This window comes from Paraburkholderia sp. SIMBA_053, assembly GCF_046534895.1.
Taxonomy (GTDB): Bacteria; Pseudomonadota; Gammaproteobacteria; order Burkholderiales; family Burkholderiaceae; genus Paraburkholderia; species Paraburkholderia caledonica.
In genome coordinates, this window is record NZ_JAWRXU010000002.1 from 542,989 (window position 1) to 558,713 (window position 15,725).

At 62.6% G+C, this 15,725-nt stretch carries 9 protein-coding genes and 1 pseudogene; 8 read left to right on the forward strand and 2 right to left on the reverse strand.

Going from position 1 to position 15,725, the window contains the following annotated elements; translation table 11 throughout:
* Positions 1-30 precede the first annotated feature (30 nt).
* Both SB753_RS08970 and SB753_RS08975 read left to right on the forward strand, forming a co-directional pair.
* On the forward strand, positions 31-1,332 hold the full coding sequence (locus SB753_RS08970) for an MFS transporter (protein ID WP_410800001.1): 1,302 nt from the start codon (positions 31-33) through the stop codon (positions 1,330-1,332).
* A 52-nt stretch (positions 1,333-1,384) separates the two neighbouring features.
* Complete coding sequence (locus SB753_RS08975; RefSeq protein ID WP_410800002.1) at positions 1,385-2,758, forward strand: FAD-binding oxidoreductase; 1,374 nt, start codon at positions 1,385-1,387, stop codon at positions 2,756-2,758.
* A 386-nt stretch (positions 2,759-3,144) separates the two neighbouring features.
* Here SB753_RS08975 and SB753_RS08980 read toward each other — a convergent pair whose 3' ends face one another.
* On the reverse strand, positions 3,145-3,900 hold the full coding sequence (locus tag SB753_RS08980; protein WP_410800003.1) for a TetR/AcrR family transcriptional regulator: 756 nt from the start codon (positions 3,898-3,900) through the stop codon (positions 3,145-3,147).
* Between the two features lie 444 nt (positions 3,901-4,344).
* Here SB753_RS08980 and SB753_RS08985 point away from each other — a divergent pair, with 444 nt between their 5' ends.
* From SB753_RS08985 to SB753_RS08995, 3 genes are read left to right on the forward strand one after another with little or no spacing between them, the layout of a single operon-like run.
* Positions 4,345-5,523, forward strand: a complete 1,179-nt coding sequence (locus SB753_RS08985; protein WP_410800004.1) for an efflux RND transporter periplasmic adaptor subunit — start codon at positions 4,345-4,347, stop codon at positions 5,521-5,523.
* Complete coding sequence (locus tag SB753_RS08990; RefSeq protein WP_410800005.1) at positions 5,520-8,711, forward strand: efflux RND transporter permease subunit; 3,192 nt, start codon at positions 5,520-5,522, stop codon at positions 8,709-8,711. Before SB753_RS08985 ends, SB753_RS08990 begins: the two co-directional genes overlap by 4 nt.
* Before the next feature lie 2 nt (positions 8,712-8,713).
* Positions 8,714-10,177 (forward strand): efflux transporter outer membrane subunit, encoded by a 1,464-nt coding sequence (locus tag SB753_RS08995; protein ID WP_410800006.1) that lies wholly within the window; start codon positions 8,714-8,716, stop codon positions 10,175-10,177.
* Between the two features lie 235 nt (positions 10,178-10,412).
* On the opposite strand, the gene SB753_RS09000 is transcribed toward SB753_RS08995, so the two are convergent.
* Positions 10,413-11,165 (reverse strand): TetR/AcrR family transcriptional regulator, encoded by a 753-nt coding sequence (locus tag SB753_RS09000; RefSeq protein ID WP_410800007.1) that lies wholly within the window; start codon positions 11,163-11,165, stop codon positions 10,413-10,415.
* Between the two features lie 438 nt (positions 11,166-11,603).
* Here SB753_RS09000 and SB753_RS09005 point away from each other — a divergent pair, with 438 nt between their 5' ends.
* The 3 genes and pseudogenes from SB753_RS09005 (at position 11,604) to SB753_RS09015 (ending at position 15,582) form a co-directional block, all read left to right on the forward strand.
* Positions 11,604-12,674, forward strand: a complete 1,071-nt coding sequence (locus SB753_RS09005; RefSeq protein ID WP_392393056.1) for a VOC family protein — start codon at positions 11,604-11,606, stop codon at positions 12,672-12,674.
* A 35-nt stretch (positions 12,675-12,709) separates the two neighbouring features.
* Positions 12,710-13,666, forward strand: a complete 957-nt coding sequence (locus tag SB753_RS09010; RefSeq protein ID WP_410800008.1) for a fumarylacetoacetate hydrolase family protein — start codon at positions 12,710-12,712, stop codon at positions 13,664-13,666.
* Positions 13,663-15,582, forward strand: a pseudogene (locus SB753_RS09015) (acyl-CoA synthetase). Before SB753_RS09010 ends, SB753_RS09015 begins: the two are co-directional and overlap by 4 nt.
* Positions 15,583-15,725 lie beyond the last annotated feature (143 nt).

Genomic DNA, 15,725 nt, shown 5'->3' on the forward strand with positions numbered 1-15,725 from the left:
CCGATAAAAAACCATGACGGAGACAACTCGATGGCCTCAGCAGACATTGCGGCGGTTGCACGCCAGCCAGCGGTCAGGCAGAAGTGGAAGACGGTGATACTCGCGAGCCTCGGGGGCTCGCTGGAGATTTACGACTTCATCATCTACGGCGTGTTCGCGCGTGAAATCGCGCGGCAGTTCTTTCCCGCAACGGATCCGCTGGCGTCGCTGATCAGCACGTTCGGCGTGTTCGCGATCGGCTACGTGTCGCGTCCGTTGGGCGGCATCGTGTTGAGCAGTCTCGGCGACCGCTTCGGGCGGCGCATAATTTTTCTGGTGTCCGTGCTGGCGATGTCGGCGGCGACCATCGGCATCGGGCTGATTCCAGGCTATGCGTCGATCGGCGTGCTGGCGCCCGTGCTGCTAGTGCTGCTGCGTCTTGCACAAGGCTTTTTCCTCGCGGGCGAATTGCCTTGCTCGATCACGTACGTCGTTGAAGAGATTCCGGTTCGAGCGAGTCTCGTCAGCGGACTCGTGATCTTCTGCCTGAATTCCGGCGTACTGACGGCGACGCTGATCAGCCTCGCGCTGCATTCGCTTCTCAACGCCGCCGATGTGCTCGCGTTCGGCTGGCGCATTGCTTTCATCTTCGGCGGCGTAATCGGACTGGTCTCGTACTGGCTGCGCACTTCGCTCGAAGAATCGAACGAGTATCAGCGGCTCAAGAGTCACAAGGTTAAGCGTCCGTTCAGGAAAGTGTTGACCGATTACCCGAAGCAGGTTGCGATCGGGGTCGGCGTGGCGGGGATTGTGAATGCATCGAACAGTCTCCTTTTCGTCGTGCTGCCGTCGTACCTGACGACCGTTCTGCACTACGCGCCTACGGCAGTCAGCGCCGGACAGAACCTCGGCATCGCGACGATGTCTGCGTCGCTGCTGTTATTCGCGTGGCTCGGCGATTCGGTGCCTTCGCGGCATTGGCATCGCATCGGTTCGCTTTTGATGCTGTTCGGCAGCTATCCGTTTTACCGTCTCGTGGCCGCGCATGGCATTGATCCGCTGTTTGCGTTCGTGATCATCGGCATAGTCGGCGGTTTTGTGAACGGCGCGTACGCGTATCTGCTCGCCGATCTTTTTCCGACCAACGTGCGTTTCAGCGGCATCGCGCTGTCGCTCAACCTCGCGACCGTGCTCTTCACAGGCATTACGCCGCTGGTCGTCACGCAACTGCTGCATCACACCGGCGCATTGACCGCGCCTGGCATCTTCCTGACGGTCGTCGCGCTGATCGCGTTGATCGCAGGCAGTTTCGTCGGCCGCTTCGGCGGACAGATCGAACGCGTGGCGACCTGAGCGGGGGATCGGAACATGCATGCACAGCATCCGGACGCACTCCAGCTCTCACTTGTCGAAACACTGGGCGCGGGATTGCGTGTCGCTCGATGCGTCCGTTGCCGATGCACACGCCGGTGACTGGAGCGCCGCGCCGCGTGTCCGGCCACGAATGACCTTGTTTCCACGCACGCCCGCCGATGTTGCACGCGCATTGCGCGTGCTGGCGAAGCATCGACAACCGGTCGTCGTACAGGGCGGACTGACCGGACTGGCGGGCGGTGCGACGCCGCAGGCGGGTGAAGTCGCATTGTCGCTCGCGCGCGTCAATGCGATCGAATCGTTCGACAGGATCGGCGGAACGCTGACGGTGCAAGCCGGTGTGCCGCTCGAACAGTTGCAAACGTTCGTCGAAGCGGAAGGCTGGTTCTTTCCACTCGATCTCGGTGCCCGCGGCACGTGTCAGATCGGCGGGAACGCGGCGACGAATGCGGGCGGCAATCGCGTAATCCGCTTCGGCACGATGCGCGATCGGATTCTCGGACTGGAAGTTGCATTGCCCGACGGCACGGTGCTGTCGATGATGAACCGGGTGACGAAGAACACCACAGGTATCGATCTGAAGCAGCTTTTTATCGGTTCCGAAGGCTCGCTCGGCGTGATCACGCGCCTCGTGCTCAAGCTGGAGCCGAAGCCTTCAGCGGCGAATACGGCGTTGTGCGCGGTCGCGTCGTTCGAAGACGCGACGCGTCTGCTCAAGTACCTGCGCGCGCGGCTCGCGAGTCTCTCCTCGTTCGAACTGATGTGGCAGGACTTCATGAGCGCGGCGATGCACATTGCTCATTTGAAGGCACCGTTCGACGAGCGGTTTCCCGTGTATGTGCTGGTTGAAACGCTGGGCGAATCCTACGATGACGACAGGCTCGCGCTTGAACAGTCGCTCGAACGGATGCTCGAAGAAGGCGTCGTTCAGGACGTGATCATTGCGCAGACCATCGAGCACGCGAAGCAGTTGTGGGCATACCGCGAGACGGTCGGCGAATTGCTGTCGAAGCTCAAACCTCATGCGGCGTTCGACATCGGGATACCGATGGACAGAATGGAGCGCTTTGTCGACGATGCACGCTCGTCTTTGAGCGAACGCTTCCCGCAGCAGACGCATTTGTTCTTTGGCCATCTCGGCGATGGAAACCTGCATCTGCTTTCCGGCCCGTATGCGGACGCCTCAAACCTGCTGGAAGTCGAAGAGCTGATCTATGCCGCCGTTAGCGAGGCCGAAGGCTGTATTTCTGCCGAACATGGCATCGGGGTGATTAAAGAGCCGTTCCTGCATTACAGCCGCTCGGAACCGGAAATCGAACTGATGAACAAACTCAAGGCGCTGCTCGACCCCACGGGAATGCTCAACGCGGGCCGTGTTTTCAAGCAACGTGCAGCGTGCACGTAACGCCATGAGACAGGGCTATTCCACGGTTCTTTTTTAGTCGATTGCCGTCACGCGATCAGTTCGCTACTTCTCGTTCCTTGAACCACCACGGTTCTTGGGTTCAACAGCGAGATGTCGGCCGCGCGTAGCCTTTTCAGTATGGCGAACAGCAGTTCTCGCCACCGCAGGGGTTTCCGAACCGGTGGCCGCGGCGGGCATCGCACCCAGGACCTCGAGCTGCGCATGTGTTCTCGCGAGATCGGGCTGCAGAGAGCTTGCTATCAATCTGTCGACATCGTCGGCTGCACGGCGGCTCAGTGCGTCCAGTTCGAATAGCTGGGCGTCGCTGGTTGCCGCAGATGCACGCTGCCTGATCAGAAGAGAGTAAGACACGGCCTGGCGGTTCCTCAAAAACATTGCTGGCTTTGGAGCGGCGCCGGCAGCGGACGCCGGGCGATCTTCTCTGCCTCCGCGCGTTTCAGGCCGAACGCCTGCAGGACGATGGCCGCCGTGCTTTCTGCGAGCTTCTCCTGTTTCGATCGAAGCGTTTTGCGCATACGAACCACACGTTTCGACGACGCGGCGGAATTGAGTTCGACGGCCACCCCTGCGAGCACTGTGCCGATGACGGAAATCACGCACATCAACTCGTCGGCCACCACGAAGCGTTGCTCGGAAATGCCTCTCTCCGTATCGCGCAGGAGTCGCAGGCCGAGCCCTCGGCTGAGCGCGCGCATAGACAGGCCTTCGCGTATCAGGAGTTCTCCCCAGACCGGCTCACGGCAAGCGCGCAAAAGCGTATGACGAATCGACACCGCGATCACTTCCGCGGGGTCCGACAAGCCGCTTGCAAGTCGATCCAGCGTATTGGCGAATTCCTCGAACAGCCATTCGACCAGCGCGGTGAAGATGCCTTCCTTCGAGTCGAAGTGGTTGTAGAAGGAGCCGAATCCCACATCGGCTGCGTCTGTGATTTCGCTGATCGTCACACCGTCCATTCCATTTTTCGCGATCAGTCCGAACGCGGCGTCGAGCAGACGGGCGCGGGTTTCGCTCTTGCGCCGGGCAAGACGCGGCGAATCTCCGGCGAGCGGCTCGCGCGCCGGAATCGGGGCCATGACTGCGTGTCGGCGGCTCACGCGCGGGTTGGAGCCATCAGACATTGTTGCCTCCTCGGTCATTGTCTGTTCCGATTTTAGATTTAAACGTCATAGTTGACAATATCATCAGTAATGGGTCTAATCTCATCCGTGCGGCTGACATGCGGAAACGTGGGCTAGCAGGACTGAACGAGCAGGGTGGATACAGCGGCGGCGTCTCAGGCGTTGACGGACACCAGGCCGGAATCCGCAGATGCCGTGCAGAGCAACGCGTGCGCGTACGCAATCGCGCGGCTCCGTCAATGCTGATCTGCAACACACATGTGTTGCGTGCCAGGTTCGATAGGCGGCCAGAAACCGGAGCCATCGTTTGCCGCGGCGCTCGAGAGGATCAGTAGCGCATCAGAGGGCTTTCCTGTTTTCGCGCCAATGGCAACGCGTGCTTCCGGGCACGGCGGCCTTTCATCAGCGCGGACGACTTTTCTACCTGGACTCACCACCTGTCTTGTGAACATCGTGAAACATTCCGTTCCTGTCGCGCTGAAGCGGGCGCGTTCGTTGTTACCTTCCATCATCCGGTCGACGCATCGGGCGCCCGTCATCCTCATGGCGTGCAGCGCAATCCTCCTTTCCGCATGTCACCAACGCGAGGTCGTGGCGCCCGAGGCCAAGCCGGTCGTTGCACGTGTGGTTCGCCCCGACGGACGCATCCCGGGCGAGTCGCTGCCCGCGCAGGTAGATGCGCGCTATTCCACGACGCTTTCGTTTCGCGTCGGCGGCAAGATCACTGAGCGGCGAGTGCGTATCGGCGATACCGTCAAGGCGGGACAGACGGTGGCGCTGCTCGACCCAACCGATCTGCAGAACAACCTTGTCAGCGCGCGAGCGCAGCTCGACGCCGCAGAACATCGCCTCGTGTTTGCCAAACAGCAGCTCGACCGCGACGAGGCGCAGGCGCACGCGAACCTGATTGCGTCCGCACAGCTCGAACAGACCCAGGACGCCTACGCGACCGCGCTGGCGCAGCGCAATTCCTCGCTGGCGCAGATGGCGCTCGCCTCCGATCACCTGCGCTATGCAACGCTTGCCGCGGATCACGACGGCGTGGTGACTTCCGAAGATGCCAACACCGGGCAGAACGTTCAGGCCACGCAGGCCGTGTATCACATCGACTGGACGGGTGATGTGGATATCGTCTGCGATGCCCCGGAGCGCGTGGTCAACTCGCTGAAGGCCGGCAGCAAGGCGCGTGTGACGCTGCCCGCGTTGCCGGGCAAGTCGTTCGAAGCAAGCGTGCGCGAATTGTCGGCCGCCGCCGATCAGGAAAGCCGCACCTGGCGGGTCAAGCTGACGCTCGCGGCAGCGAGCCCGGAAGTGCGCCTTGGCATGACGGCCAACGTCGCGTTCGATTCGGTTCAGGGCAACGTAGCCGGACAGGCCTTCACGGTGCCGGTGACTGCGCTTTTCCATCGTGGCGAGAATCCCGCGGTGTGGGTCGTGCGTAGCGGAAGCGACACGCTCGAGTTGCGCCCGGTCACGATCCAGCGATACGAAGAACGTACGGTGTCGATCGGTTCGGGCCTGCATGACGGCGACCGCGTGATCCTGCAAGGCGTGCACGCCGTGAGTTCGGGACAGCATGTGCAAGTCGTGCCGCCGCTGCATCCGGAGGACTTCCCGTTATGAACGCACGCGACCATGAGAACGGGCCGGACATGCCGCCCGTGAATGCTTCCGACAAAGACACGGCCGACACAGGCGGTTTCAATCTCTCCTCCTGGGCACTGCGTCACCAGCAGCTCGTGATCTTCCTGATCGGACTGGCGACGCTCTTCGGCGTGATCGGCTATACGCGCCTCGCGCAATCGGAAGATCCGCCATTCACGTTTCGCACGATGGTCATTCAGACCTACTGGCCGGGCGCGACCGCGCGCGAAGTGCAGGAGCAGATCACGGATCGCATCGGCCGCCAGTTGCAGGCGGCGCCGTATGTGGACAACATCAAGAGCTACTCGCGCCCCGGCGAGTCGATGATTTTCTTCGCGATGAAGGACTCGGCGCCCGTCAAGGAAGTGCCCGAGACCTGGTACCAGGTTCGCAAGAAGGTGGGCGATATCCGGGCAACGCTGCCGAAGGGTACGGTCGGGCCATTCTTTAACGACGAGTTCGGCGACGTCTACACCAACATCTACGCGCTCGAGGGCGACGGCTTCACGCCCGCGCAGCTGCACGACTACGCCGACAAGCTGCGCACGGTGCTGCTGCGCGTGCCCGGCGTGGCGAAGGTGGACTACTTCGGCGATCCCGACCAGCACATTTTCGTCGAGGTCTCGAATGCGCAGCTCACGCGGCTTTCGATCACGCCGCAGCAGCTGGCTCAAGCCATCGACGCGCAGAATACCGTCGCGCCCGTCGGCACGGTCACCACGGCTGATGACCGCGTGTTCGTGCGGCCAAGCGGCGCGATCAAGGACGAGCAGGCGTTGGCGGACGTGCTAATCACGATCAACAAGCGCACGTTCCGGCTCGGCGACATCGCCACCATCAGGCGCGGCTATGACGATCCGCCCGTGACGCAGATGCGCGTCGGCGGACAGGCGGTGCTCGGCATTGGCGTGACGATGCAAAAGGGCGGCGACGTCATCGACTTGGGCAAGGCGCTCGACGCAAAGGCGTCCGAACTGCAGGCCACGCTGCCCGCGGGTCTGAAGCTCGCCCCCGTTTCGAGCATGCCGCATGCGGTCAAGCACTCGGTCGACGAGTTCGTGCGCTCGGTCGGCGAGGCTGTGGCGATCGTGCTCGTCGTGAGTCTCGTTTCGCTCGGCCTGCGAACGGGCATGGTGGTCGTGATCACCATTCCGATCGTGCTCGCGGTGACGGCGCTGTGCATGCATCTGTTCGGTATCGGCCTCGACAAGGTGTCGCTCGGCACGCTCGTGCTCGCGCTCGGCCTGCTCGTCGACGACGCGATCATCGCGGTCGAAATGATGGCGGTGAAACTGGAGCAGGGCTGGAGCCGAACGCGCGCTGCGGCGTTTGCCTACACCAGCACCGCATTTCCGATGCTGACCGGCACGCTCGTGACCGTCTGCGGTTTCCTGCCGATCGCACTCGCGAAATCGAGCACGGGCGAGTACACGCGCTCCATTTTCGAAGTGTCGGCAATCGCGCTCGTCGTTTCGTGGTTCGCGGCCGTCGTGCTGGTGCCGCTGCTGGGTTTTCACATGTTGCCGGAGCGCAAGGGTCATGCGGGCAGCGGTCATGGACACCAGCACGGGCACGAGCACGAGCACGATGTCTACAACACGGGCTTCTACAAGCGTCTGGCAGGCTGGGTGACGTGGTGCATCGAGCGGCGCTGGGTCGTGCTCGGGGTGACCGCCGTGCTGTTTGCGATCGCCATGGGCGCGTTCACGCGCGTGCCGCAGCAGTTTTTCCCGAACTCCGAACGGCCTGAGCTGCTCGTGGACCTGAGGTTGCCCGAAGGCGCTTCGTTCGAGGCAACGCTGCGTGAGGCGAAGCGCCTCGAGAAAGTGCTCGACGGCAAGGCGGAGATCCAGCATTTCGTCGACTTCGTCGGCACGGGCGCGCCGCGCTTCTATCTGCCGCTCGACCAGCAGCTTCAGCAGCCGAACTTCGCGCAATTCGTGATTACGGCCAGGGACGTCGAGACGCGTGAGGAGCTGATGCATTGGCTCGACGCGAAACTCGAGAAAGACTTCTCCGGAGTTCGTACCCGTGTTGCACGACTTGAGAACGGGCCGCCCGTGGGCTTCCCGATCAAGTTCCGCGTGAGCGGCGACGACATCGCGACGGTGCGCTCGCTCGCCGAGACGGTCGCGGAGAAGGTCCGTGGCGACTCGCGCACGCGCAACGTCCAGTTCGACTGGGACGAACCGGCCGAACGCTCCATCTCGTTCGAGATCGACCAGAACAGGGCGCGCCAGTTGGGCGTCAGTTCGGAAGACGTATCGAGCTTTCTCGCCATGACGCTATCGGGATATACGGTCACGCAGTATCGCGAACGCGACAAGCTTATCAACGTGGATCTGCGCGCGCCGAAGAGCGAGCGCGTCGATCCGGCAAAGCTCACGAGCCTCGCGATTCCGACACCGAATGGCCCAGTGCCGCTCGGCTCGCTTGGACATGTACGCGATACGCTCGAGTACGGCGTGATCTGGGAACGCGACCGGCAGCCGACCATTACGGTGCAGGCCGATGTACGCGGCGACGCACAGGGCATCGACGTCACGCGCGCCATCGACCACGCACTGACCTCGGTGCGCGCCACGCTGCCTGTCGGCTATCGGATCGACGTGGGCGGTGCGGTCGAAGAAAGCGTGAAGGGGCAAACGTCGATCAATGCGGAAATGCCGCTGATGATCATTGCGGTGCTCACGCTGCTGATGATTCAGCTCAAGAACTTTGCGCGCACGTTCATCGTGGTGCTGACGGCGCCGCTGGGTCTGATCGGCGTGGTGACTGCGCTGCTGCTGTTCGGCAAGCCATTCGGATTCGTCGCGCTGCTCGGCGTGATCGCGATGTTCGGCATCATCATGCGCAACTCGGTGATCCTGGTCGATCAGATCGATCAGGACATCGCGGCGGGGCATGCGCGCTTCGACGCCATCATCGGCGCAACGGTGCGGCGCTTCAGGCCGATCATGCTGACGGCGGCCGCCGCCGTGCTCGCGCTGATTCCGCTGCTTCGCTCGGGCTTCTTCGGACCCATGGCAACCGCGCTGATGGGCGGCATCACGATCGCCACGGTGCTGACCGTGTTCTTTCTGCCGGCGCTGTACGCGACGTGCTTCAGGGTCCGCCATGACGAGCGCGGCACGCAACCGGTCGTCGTCGAGCATACGGAGGTTTGATCATGAGCTTCAACCACAGGACATTGGTGCTGGCGGTGGCTGCGGCACTCGCTGTGAGCGCGTGCTCGTTCGGGCCGGGCGGCGAGCCGCCGGCCATGCCTTCGCCCGAGCATTACGGCGCGCAGGCGCAGCCTTCGAAGACAGTGGCGGCGGCCGGCGTTACGCAGACCTTCGAGGTAGGCGCGACCTCGGCGCCGCAATGGTGGCGCCTTTATCGCTCCGATGCGCTCGACGCTCTCGTCGACGAGGGCTTGCGCAACAGTCCTACGCTCGCGTCGGCACAGCGCACGCTCGCGTCGGCGCAACAGCAACTGCGGGCGCAGATCGGCGAAACGACGCTTCCGTCGATCGACGGTGTCGCACAGGTCCAGCGCGCCCGGTCACCGGTCGTGCCCGGACTGGGTCCCGAGCAGGTGCAATACAACTTCTTTGCAGGTCAGCTTGCGGCGCACTACACGTTCGATTTGTTCGGCCAGACGCGTTACATGAACTCGGCAAGCGCGGCTCGCGTGAACGTACAGGCGTATGAGCTGGAAGCGTCGCGGCGTGCGCTGGCCGCGAACATCGTGGGTACTTCGATCAATGTCGCGGCGCTCGACCGGCAGATCGCGCTCACCGAACGGCTCGTTGCCGTATCCAACGACACGGCAAGCGACGACCAGCAGCGCTATGCGCTCGGCTCGGTCTCGCGCGTGCAGGCGCTTGGGTCGAAACAGGATGCCGCGTCGGTCGCGGCGACTTTGCCGGCGCTGCGTCAGCAGCGAGCGTCTGCGATTCATGCACTCGCTGTGCTGCTCGGCCGTACGCCCGACAACCCGCCGAGCGTGCCGGCACTCGACACCTTGTCACTGCCCGAGCATGTGCCCGTCGCTGTCCCGTCGGACCTGCTGCGTGCGCGTCCTGACATTCAGGCCGCCGACGCCGCCGTCAAGGCTGCAGCCGCCGATGTCGGCTCTGCAACGGCGCAGATGTTCCCGAGCCTGTCGCTGACTGCCTCGATGGGCCGCGGCGGCTTCAGCTGGCCGGCGCTGCTTTCGGGCACAGGCGGCCTATGGGCAATCGGCGCCAGCCTGTCGCAGCCGATCTTCCATGGCGGCGCGCTCGTTGCACAGCGCCGCGCGTCGATCGATGCCTACGACGCCTCAGTGCTGCACTACAAGGCGACGGTGCTTTCCGCGTTCCAGGACGTGGCGAATTCGCTGGCCGCACTCGATAACGATGCGCAGACGCTGGCGTCGAACGAAGTAGCCGCTCAGGCCGCGCGCGCAGCATTCGACGACACCGCGTCGCGCCACCGGATGGGGTCGCTGCCTGCCACGGCGCAGTACGCGAGCGAAGCGCGCTATCTGAACGCACAAATGGGCGCGGTGCGGGCGGCCAGTCAGCGCATGAGCGACACGGCGGCGCTTTTCCAGGCGATGGGCGAGCTGCCAGTGAACCAGCAGACGGCGGCGTCGGGGCAATGACGAGTGAAAACGGGGAAGGCGGCGCTGGCATGTCCCCGTTTGTCCGATAGCGCTGCAACGATCGCTGACCGATTGGTCCCGCGCGGCGAGAAGCAAAGCAGCTCCGCGAGTCGAGTATCACGCTCTATGAGCGAGGTGCGAGCGGCACCGGGGGACATTCCGGCAGACATTCCGGCGGACATTCTGGGCGCGATGGCAAACGCACCCGGACCGCTCGCGTCAGTCATCCCTCTCACTACTCCTCTGCGGCCTCGTTCACGACGGGCAGCGGACGTGCCGCAATCTTTTCCGCCTCCGCGCGCTTCAGACCCAGCGTTTGCAGCAGCATGGCCGCCGTGCGCTCGGGAAAATGCTCGCCGCTGAAACCGAGTTCTGCGAGCACTGCCGGTGCGGTTGCGCCCGGTGCGGCAAAGTTCAGATCGGCTGCAATCACTGAGAGGACCGTGCCTCCCACTGCCAGAAACGCGACAAACGGATCTGCGACGATGAAACGCTTCGCAGCGATGCCGTTGCCGATGTCGCGCAGCAGTCGCTGGCCCAGCCCGCGGCTCACGACACGAGCGGAGAACCCTTCGCGAATCAGGAAACGTCCCCAAACCGGGTCGCGCCGTGCGCGCAGCACCGTATGGCGCACTGAGACCGAGACCACTTCGGCCGGATCGGAAATGCCGCCCGCGAGACGATCGAGCATGTCCGCAAATTCCTCGAACACGTTGTCGATCAGCGTCGCGTAGATCGCCTCTTTCGACTCGAAGTGGTTGTAAAACGAGCCGAAACCGACGTCTGCCGCCTCGGTGATCTCGTTGATCGCCACGCCCTCCATGCCTTTTTCGGCCATCAACCTGAGCGCCGCGTCCAGCAGCCGCGCGCGTGTCTCACGTTTGCGGCGCGCGCCGCGAGGCTCGCGTTCTTCGACGGCGGGCGCCGACGAGACCGGCGCCTTACGCGCCGGACGCTGGGCTGTCCGACGATTTGTCGTGTTCGTCATGTTCAATCCTGATCTGGTTATGTCCACAGTATAGATTCGAACGTCTACATTGACAAAACCATCAGCGATGAGTTTAATGTCATCAACGGCGCAACGGCCGGTCTAACGAAAACAGATGGAGTGACTGTGGAGACAGCAACCCGAAAGGGTGTCGCGCCGACCGGCCGGCACTACCTTATTCTTCCGCACATGGCGGCGTCGTCATGCGTCGTTCATGCCGTGGCGGCGAAATGCCCGCCAGCGGAGACAGCGATTGCCCGGCGACCCGTGAGCCGTCGCGTGACAGGTCTGTTCCGCTGCTGTCCAGGCACCTCTCAGATTCACGGTTCCGTCGGCAACCTCGGTGGGCGCCGACATCTTCCACCGTATGCGAGCGCTGCCGGTTCGCCGGCTTTCGAAGCCGCATTGGTCACTACGATCGCCTGATCACATCCCGCCATGAAAATCACTACCGCACAGCCTGCTCGTCACGCCAACCCGACGGCGAAAGCAACGGCATTGAGTTATCTGATGTTAGAGCGGCCAGACCTCGAGCAAGCCGAACGATTCCTCAACGACTTCGGGCTCCTAACCGTGTCGCGGGACGAAGCACTTCTGCTTCTTCGCGGTACCGGTGCTTCGCATTTCTGCTATGCGGTGCGCAAGGCGCAGAAAGTTCGCTTTGCCGGTTTCGGTTTGCAGGTCGGCAGCCTGGCGGAACTCGATGCATTGGCCAACCTGCCGGGCGCGTCCCAGGTGCAAGCGTCTGCGCTCGTGGGCGGCGGCTACGTCGTTCAGCTAACCGATCCGTCGGGTTTCCGAGTCGATGCGATATGGGGCCAGTCGCCAGCGGAGGCTTTGCCCCATCGGCAGCCGTTGCCTTTCAATTCCGTCGATGCGGCAGTTCGCATCAACGATACACAGCGGCCGCCGGAGCAGCCGCCGGAGGTCATCCGGCTCGGGCATGTCGTGCTCGAACTCGCCGACTATCAGGAAACCTGTGCGTGGTACACGCGCCACTTCGGCTTCATTCCGAGCGACGTGCAGGTGCTTCCCGACGGTTCGCCCGCAGTTGCATTCCTGCGGCTGGATCTCGGTGACGAGCCGGCCGATCATCACACGCTCGCGCTCGCACAGGGCTTCGTGGCGACCTACAGCCATAGTGCCTACGAAGTCGTAGACGCCGACGCGGTCGGTATGGGCCAACGCGTTCTGCGCGACAAAGGCTGGACGCACGCGTGGGGCATCGGCCGCCATATTCTCGGCAGCCAGATATTCGACTACTGGCAGGACCCGTGGGGCGACAAGCATGAGCACTACTGCGACGGCGATCTGTTCACGTCCGCCGCGCCAACGGGCATTCATGCCGTGAGCCGCGAGGCGATGGCTCAGTGGGGTCCCACGATGCCACGCAGTTTCACGAGGCCCCGATTCACTCCCGCGAGCATTGCCGCATTGATTTCGAATTTGCGACGCTGCCCAGATCTCACGCTGAGCAAGCTGAGGACGCTGGCCAGAATTTTCGCGTGACACCACACCTTTTATTTGAATCCGGAGATCGACCTATGCCAGTTCACGTTCTGCATTACCTGCATGAGGGCCGCGCACATTGGGGCGTCGCGGCCGATGGCGCTATTACGCCCATCCCCGGTGAGTTCAAGTCCACCGCGGAGTTCATCGAGGCCAATCCTGTTGAGCAGTTGCTGTACCTCGACGGCCAGAAGATCTCGGAGTCCGACGTGCAGTGGCTCTCGCCCGTTACGGCCGATCAGCAGTTCATCTGCCAGGGCGCCAATTACCGTCAGCATATGATCGAGTCCGGCTTGGACCCCGATGTGAAGAAGTTCAACATGATCTTCACGAAGGCGTCTAGCTGTATCGTTGCCGCCGATTCCCGGTTGGTAAAGCCCAAAGAGGTGCAGTTTCTCGACTACGAGATCGAACTCGGCCTTGTTCTCAAGCGCAACGTCACATGCCGCCAAACGGTTACCGACGAGAATCTCCACGACTTCGTCGCGGGCATCGTCATCGTGAATGACTATTCGGCGCGCGATATCCAGATTCCGCAAATGCAGTTCTATAAGGGCAAGAGCTACCGCACGTTTGGCCCTGTCGGTCCATACCTCTGTCTGCTTCAACAGCAGGACATTCCCAAGCTGAAGGAGCTCGAGCTGACGTTGACTGTCAACGGCGCGGTTCGCCAGAGCGACTCGACGGCGGGACTCGTCTACGGTCCGGCGGAGACTCTGAGTGAACTCTCGGGAGTGCATGACCTGTACGCAGGCGACCTGCTCGCGACCGGGACGCCGTCCGGCTGCGCGCTCGTCGTTCCATCGCCCGAGAAGCAGCGCGCCGCGGCGCAACTTCCAGAAGCGGAAAAGTGGCGCATGTTCCTCAAGATGCAGTCCGAGCGGCCGCAGTACCTGAGCATGGGAGACGTGGTGGAAGCGCGTATCGCCAGCCCCGACGGTTCGATCGACCTCGGGGTGCAGCGTAACCTGGTCGTCGCAGAGGCAGCATGAAAGGCGTCGCCAACCTACAGGACGTTCTTGCTATCGAAGCGCAAGGACAACCGGCCGATCTGCCGTCAAACACCTACGAGATGATCTGCCGGGGTGCCGCGAACGATCCATCGGCACCGGCGCTTTCGTATTTCGCGACTGCCGACGATTACGCGAACGCGAAGCACTGGACGTACAGCGAACTGCTGCGCGATATCACGCGCACGGCGAACATGCTGTCGCGCCTCGGCGTACAGCGCGGTACCGTCGTCGCCTATGTGCTGCCCAATTTGCCCGAGACGCATTGTGTGATCTGGGGCGGCGAGGCGGTGGGGATAGTCTGTGCGATCAACCCGATGCTCGAGGGCGAGGCGATCGGTCAATTGCTGAAGGCGTCGAGCGCTGCCGTGCTTGTCACGCTGGCACCGTTCCCAGGCACTGACGTCTGGCAGAAGGTGAAGCCGGTTCTGCATAAGGTGCCTTAGGTCAGGCATGTCGTGCTCGTCGATCTCGCCGGCGAATGCTCGCCGCAGCACGAACCTGTCGGCGAGAGTCGCGCCGTGGCCTCGCAGATTGAGTTCCACGATTTCGCGGCGGCAGTTGCGCGCGAGTCGGGCGAGGCGCTTTGCACCGCGCAGCAGATGAATGCGGACGACGTGTCCTCCTACTTTTGCACGGGCGGCACGACCGGCCTGCCCAAGATCGCGATGCGCCGACACGGCAACGAAGTGGCCAACGCGTGGAGCGCCGGCCGGTTCCTTGGGGAAAGCGTCGGACCCGGTAAGACGATTTTCTGCGGACTACCGCTCTTTCACGTCAACGCCGTGACGGTGACGGGTCTGCTGCCATTTTCGCGCGGCGCGCATGTCGTGCTCGGTACTGCACAGGGCTATCGGGGCGAGGGCGTCGTCAAGCGTTTCTGGGAAATCGTCGAGCACTACCGGATCAACTTTTTCAGCGGCGTGCCGACCCTCTATGGTTCATTGATGGAGGTTCCAGTCGAAGGCCGGGATATCGGTTCACTCGAATACGCACTATGCGGCGCCGCACCCATGCCAGTTGAGTTGCTCCGCGCATTTCAGGCTCGCACGGGAATAAGAATTCTCGAAGGTTACGGTCTCACTGAAGGCAGTTGCGTCAGCAGCGTCAACCCGCCGCTCGGCGAACGCCGGGCCGGCTCGATCGGTCTGCGTCTGCCCGGTCAGGCGATGAAAGCAGTGGTGGTCGACGAAGCCGGAAGCTACGTCCGGGACTGCGCTGCAGATGAAGTCGGACAGTTGCTGATCTCCGGCCCGAATGTATTCGTCGGCTATGCGAGAGCAGAACAGAACAGCGGCATCTGGATGGATACGGGAGACGGCGGCCGTTGGCTTAACACGGGCGACCTCGGCCGTTGTGACGCCGACGGTTACTTCTGGCTCACCGGCCGCAAGAAAGAGCTGATTATCCGGGGTGGACACAACATCGATCCCGCGGCAATCGAAGAACCGCTGCATCGTCATCCGGCGGTACGCCTCGCCGCCGCAGTGGGCCGCCCGGATACACACGCAGTCGAGCTGCCCGTCGCCTATGTTGAAATGAAGCGGGGCATGAGCGCAACAGAGGCGGATTTGTTCGATTTCCTGCGTGGCGAGATTCAGGAGCGCGCCGCGCTGCCGAAGGCGATCCGCATTGTCGACTCCATGCCGTTGACCGCTGTGGGCAAGATTTTCAAGCCCTCGCTCAAACGGCGCGAGACGGTAGACGCAGTTGATTGCGCTCTTGCAGCGGTCGGCATCGAAGGCGCCAGCATTAGCGTCGTTGAAGACGCAACAACGGGTCTTGCGCTGCGCGTTGAACTGCCCGATCTCGCGCTGGAGGCTTTGGCCGCCTCGGCACTCGCACGCTTTCCGTTCGCCATTTCGTTTTCTTGTGTGCGCCAGCAGCAGGAGCAATGAAGCCGCCATAGCAGGGACGCGACGATAGGGTATCGCCGCAAGCAAGGACGTTTGCGTGCATTGCCTTTTCATCGCACGTGCAACGACTCAATTAATTTAGTACGACTATTAAAAAGTTAGAAGAATGCCTCACTAATGGCATG

Coding starts and splice junctions, on each gene's coding strand:
- SB753_RS08970 (WP_410800001.1), top strand. CDS start 31: ATGGCCTCAGCAGACATTGCGGCGGTTGCACGCCAGCCAGCGGTCAGG.
- SB753_RS08980 (WP_410800003.1), bottom strand. CDS start 3,900: ATGTCTGATGGCTCCAACCCGCGCGTGAGCCGCCGACACGCAGTCATG.
- SB753_RS08990 (WP_410800005.1), top strand. CDS start 5,520: ATGAACGCACGCGACCATGAGAACGGGCCGGACATGCCGCCCGTGAAT.
- SB753_RS08995 (WP_410800006.1), top strand. CDS start 8,714: ATGAGCTTCAACCACAGGACATTGGTGCTGGCGGTGGCTGCGGCACTC.
- SB753_RS09000 (WP_410800007.1), bottom strand. CDS start 11,165: ATGACGAACACGACAAATCGTCGGACAGCCCAGCGTCCGGCGCGTAAG.
- SB753_RS09005 (WP_392393056.1), top strand. CDS start 11,604: ATGAAAATCACTACCGCACAGCCTGCTCGTCACGCCAACCCGACGGCG.
- SB753_RS09010 (WP_410800008.1), top strand. CDS start 12,710: ATGCCAGTTCACGTTCTGCATTACCTGCATGAGGGCCGCGCACATTGG.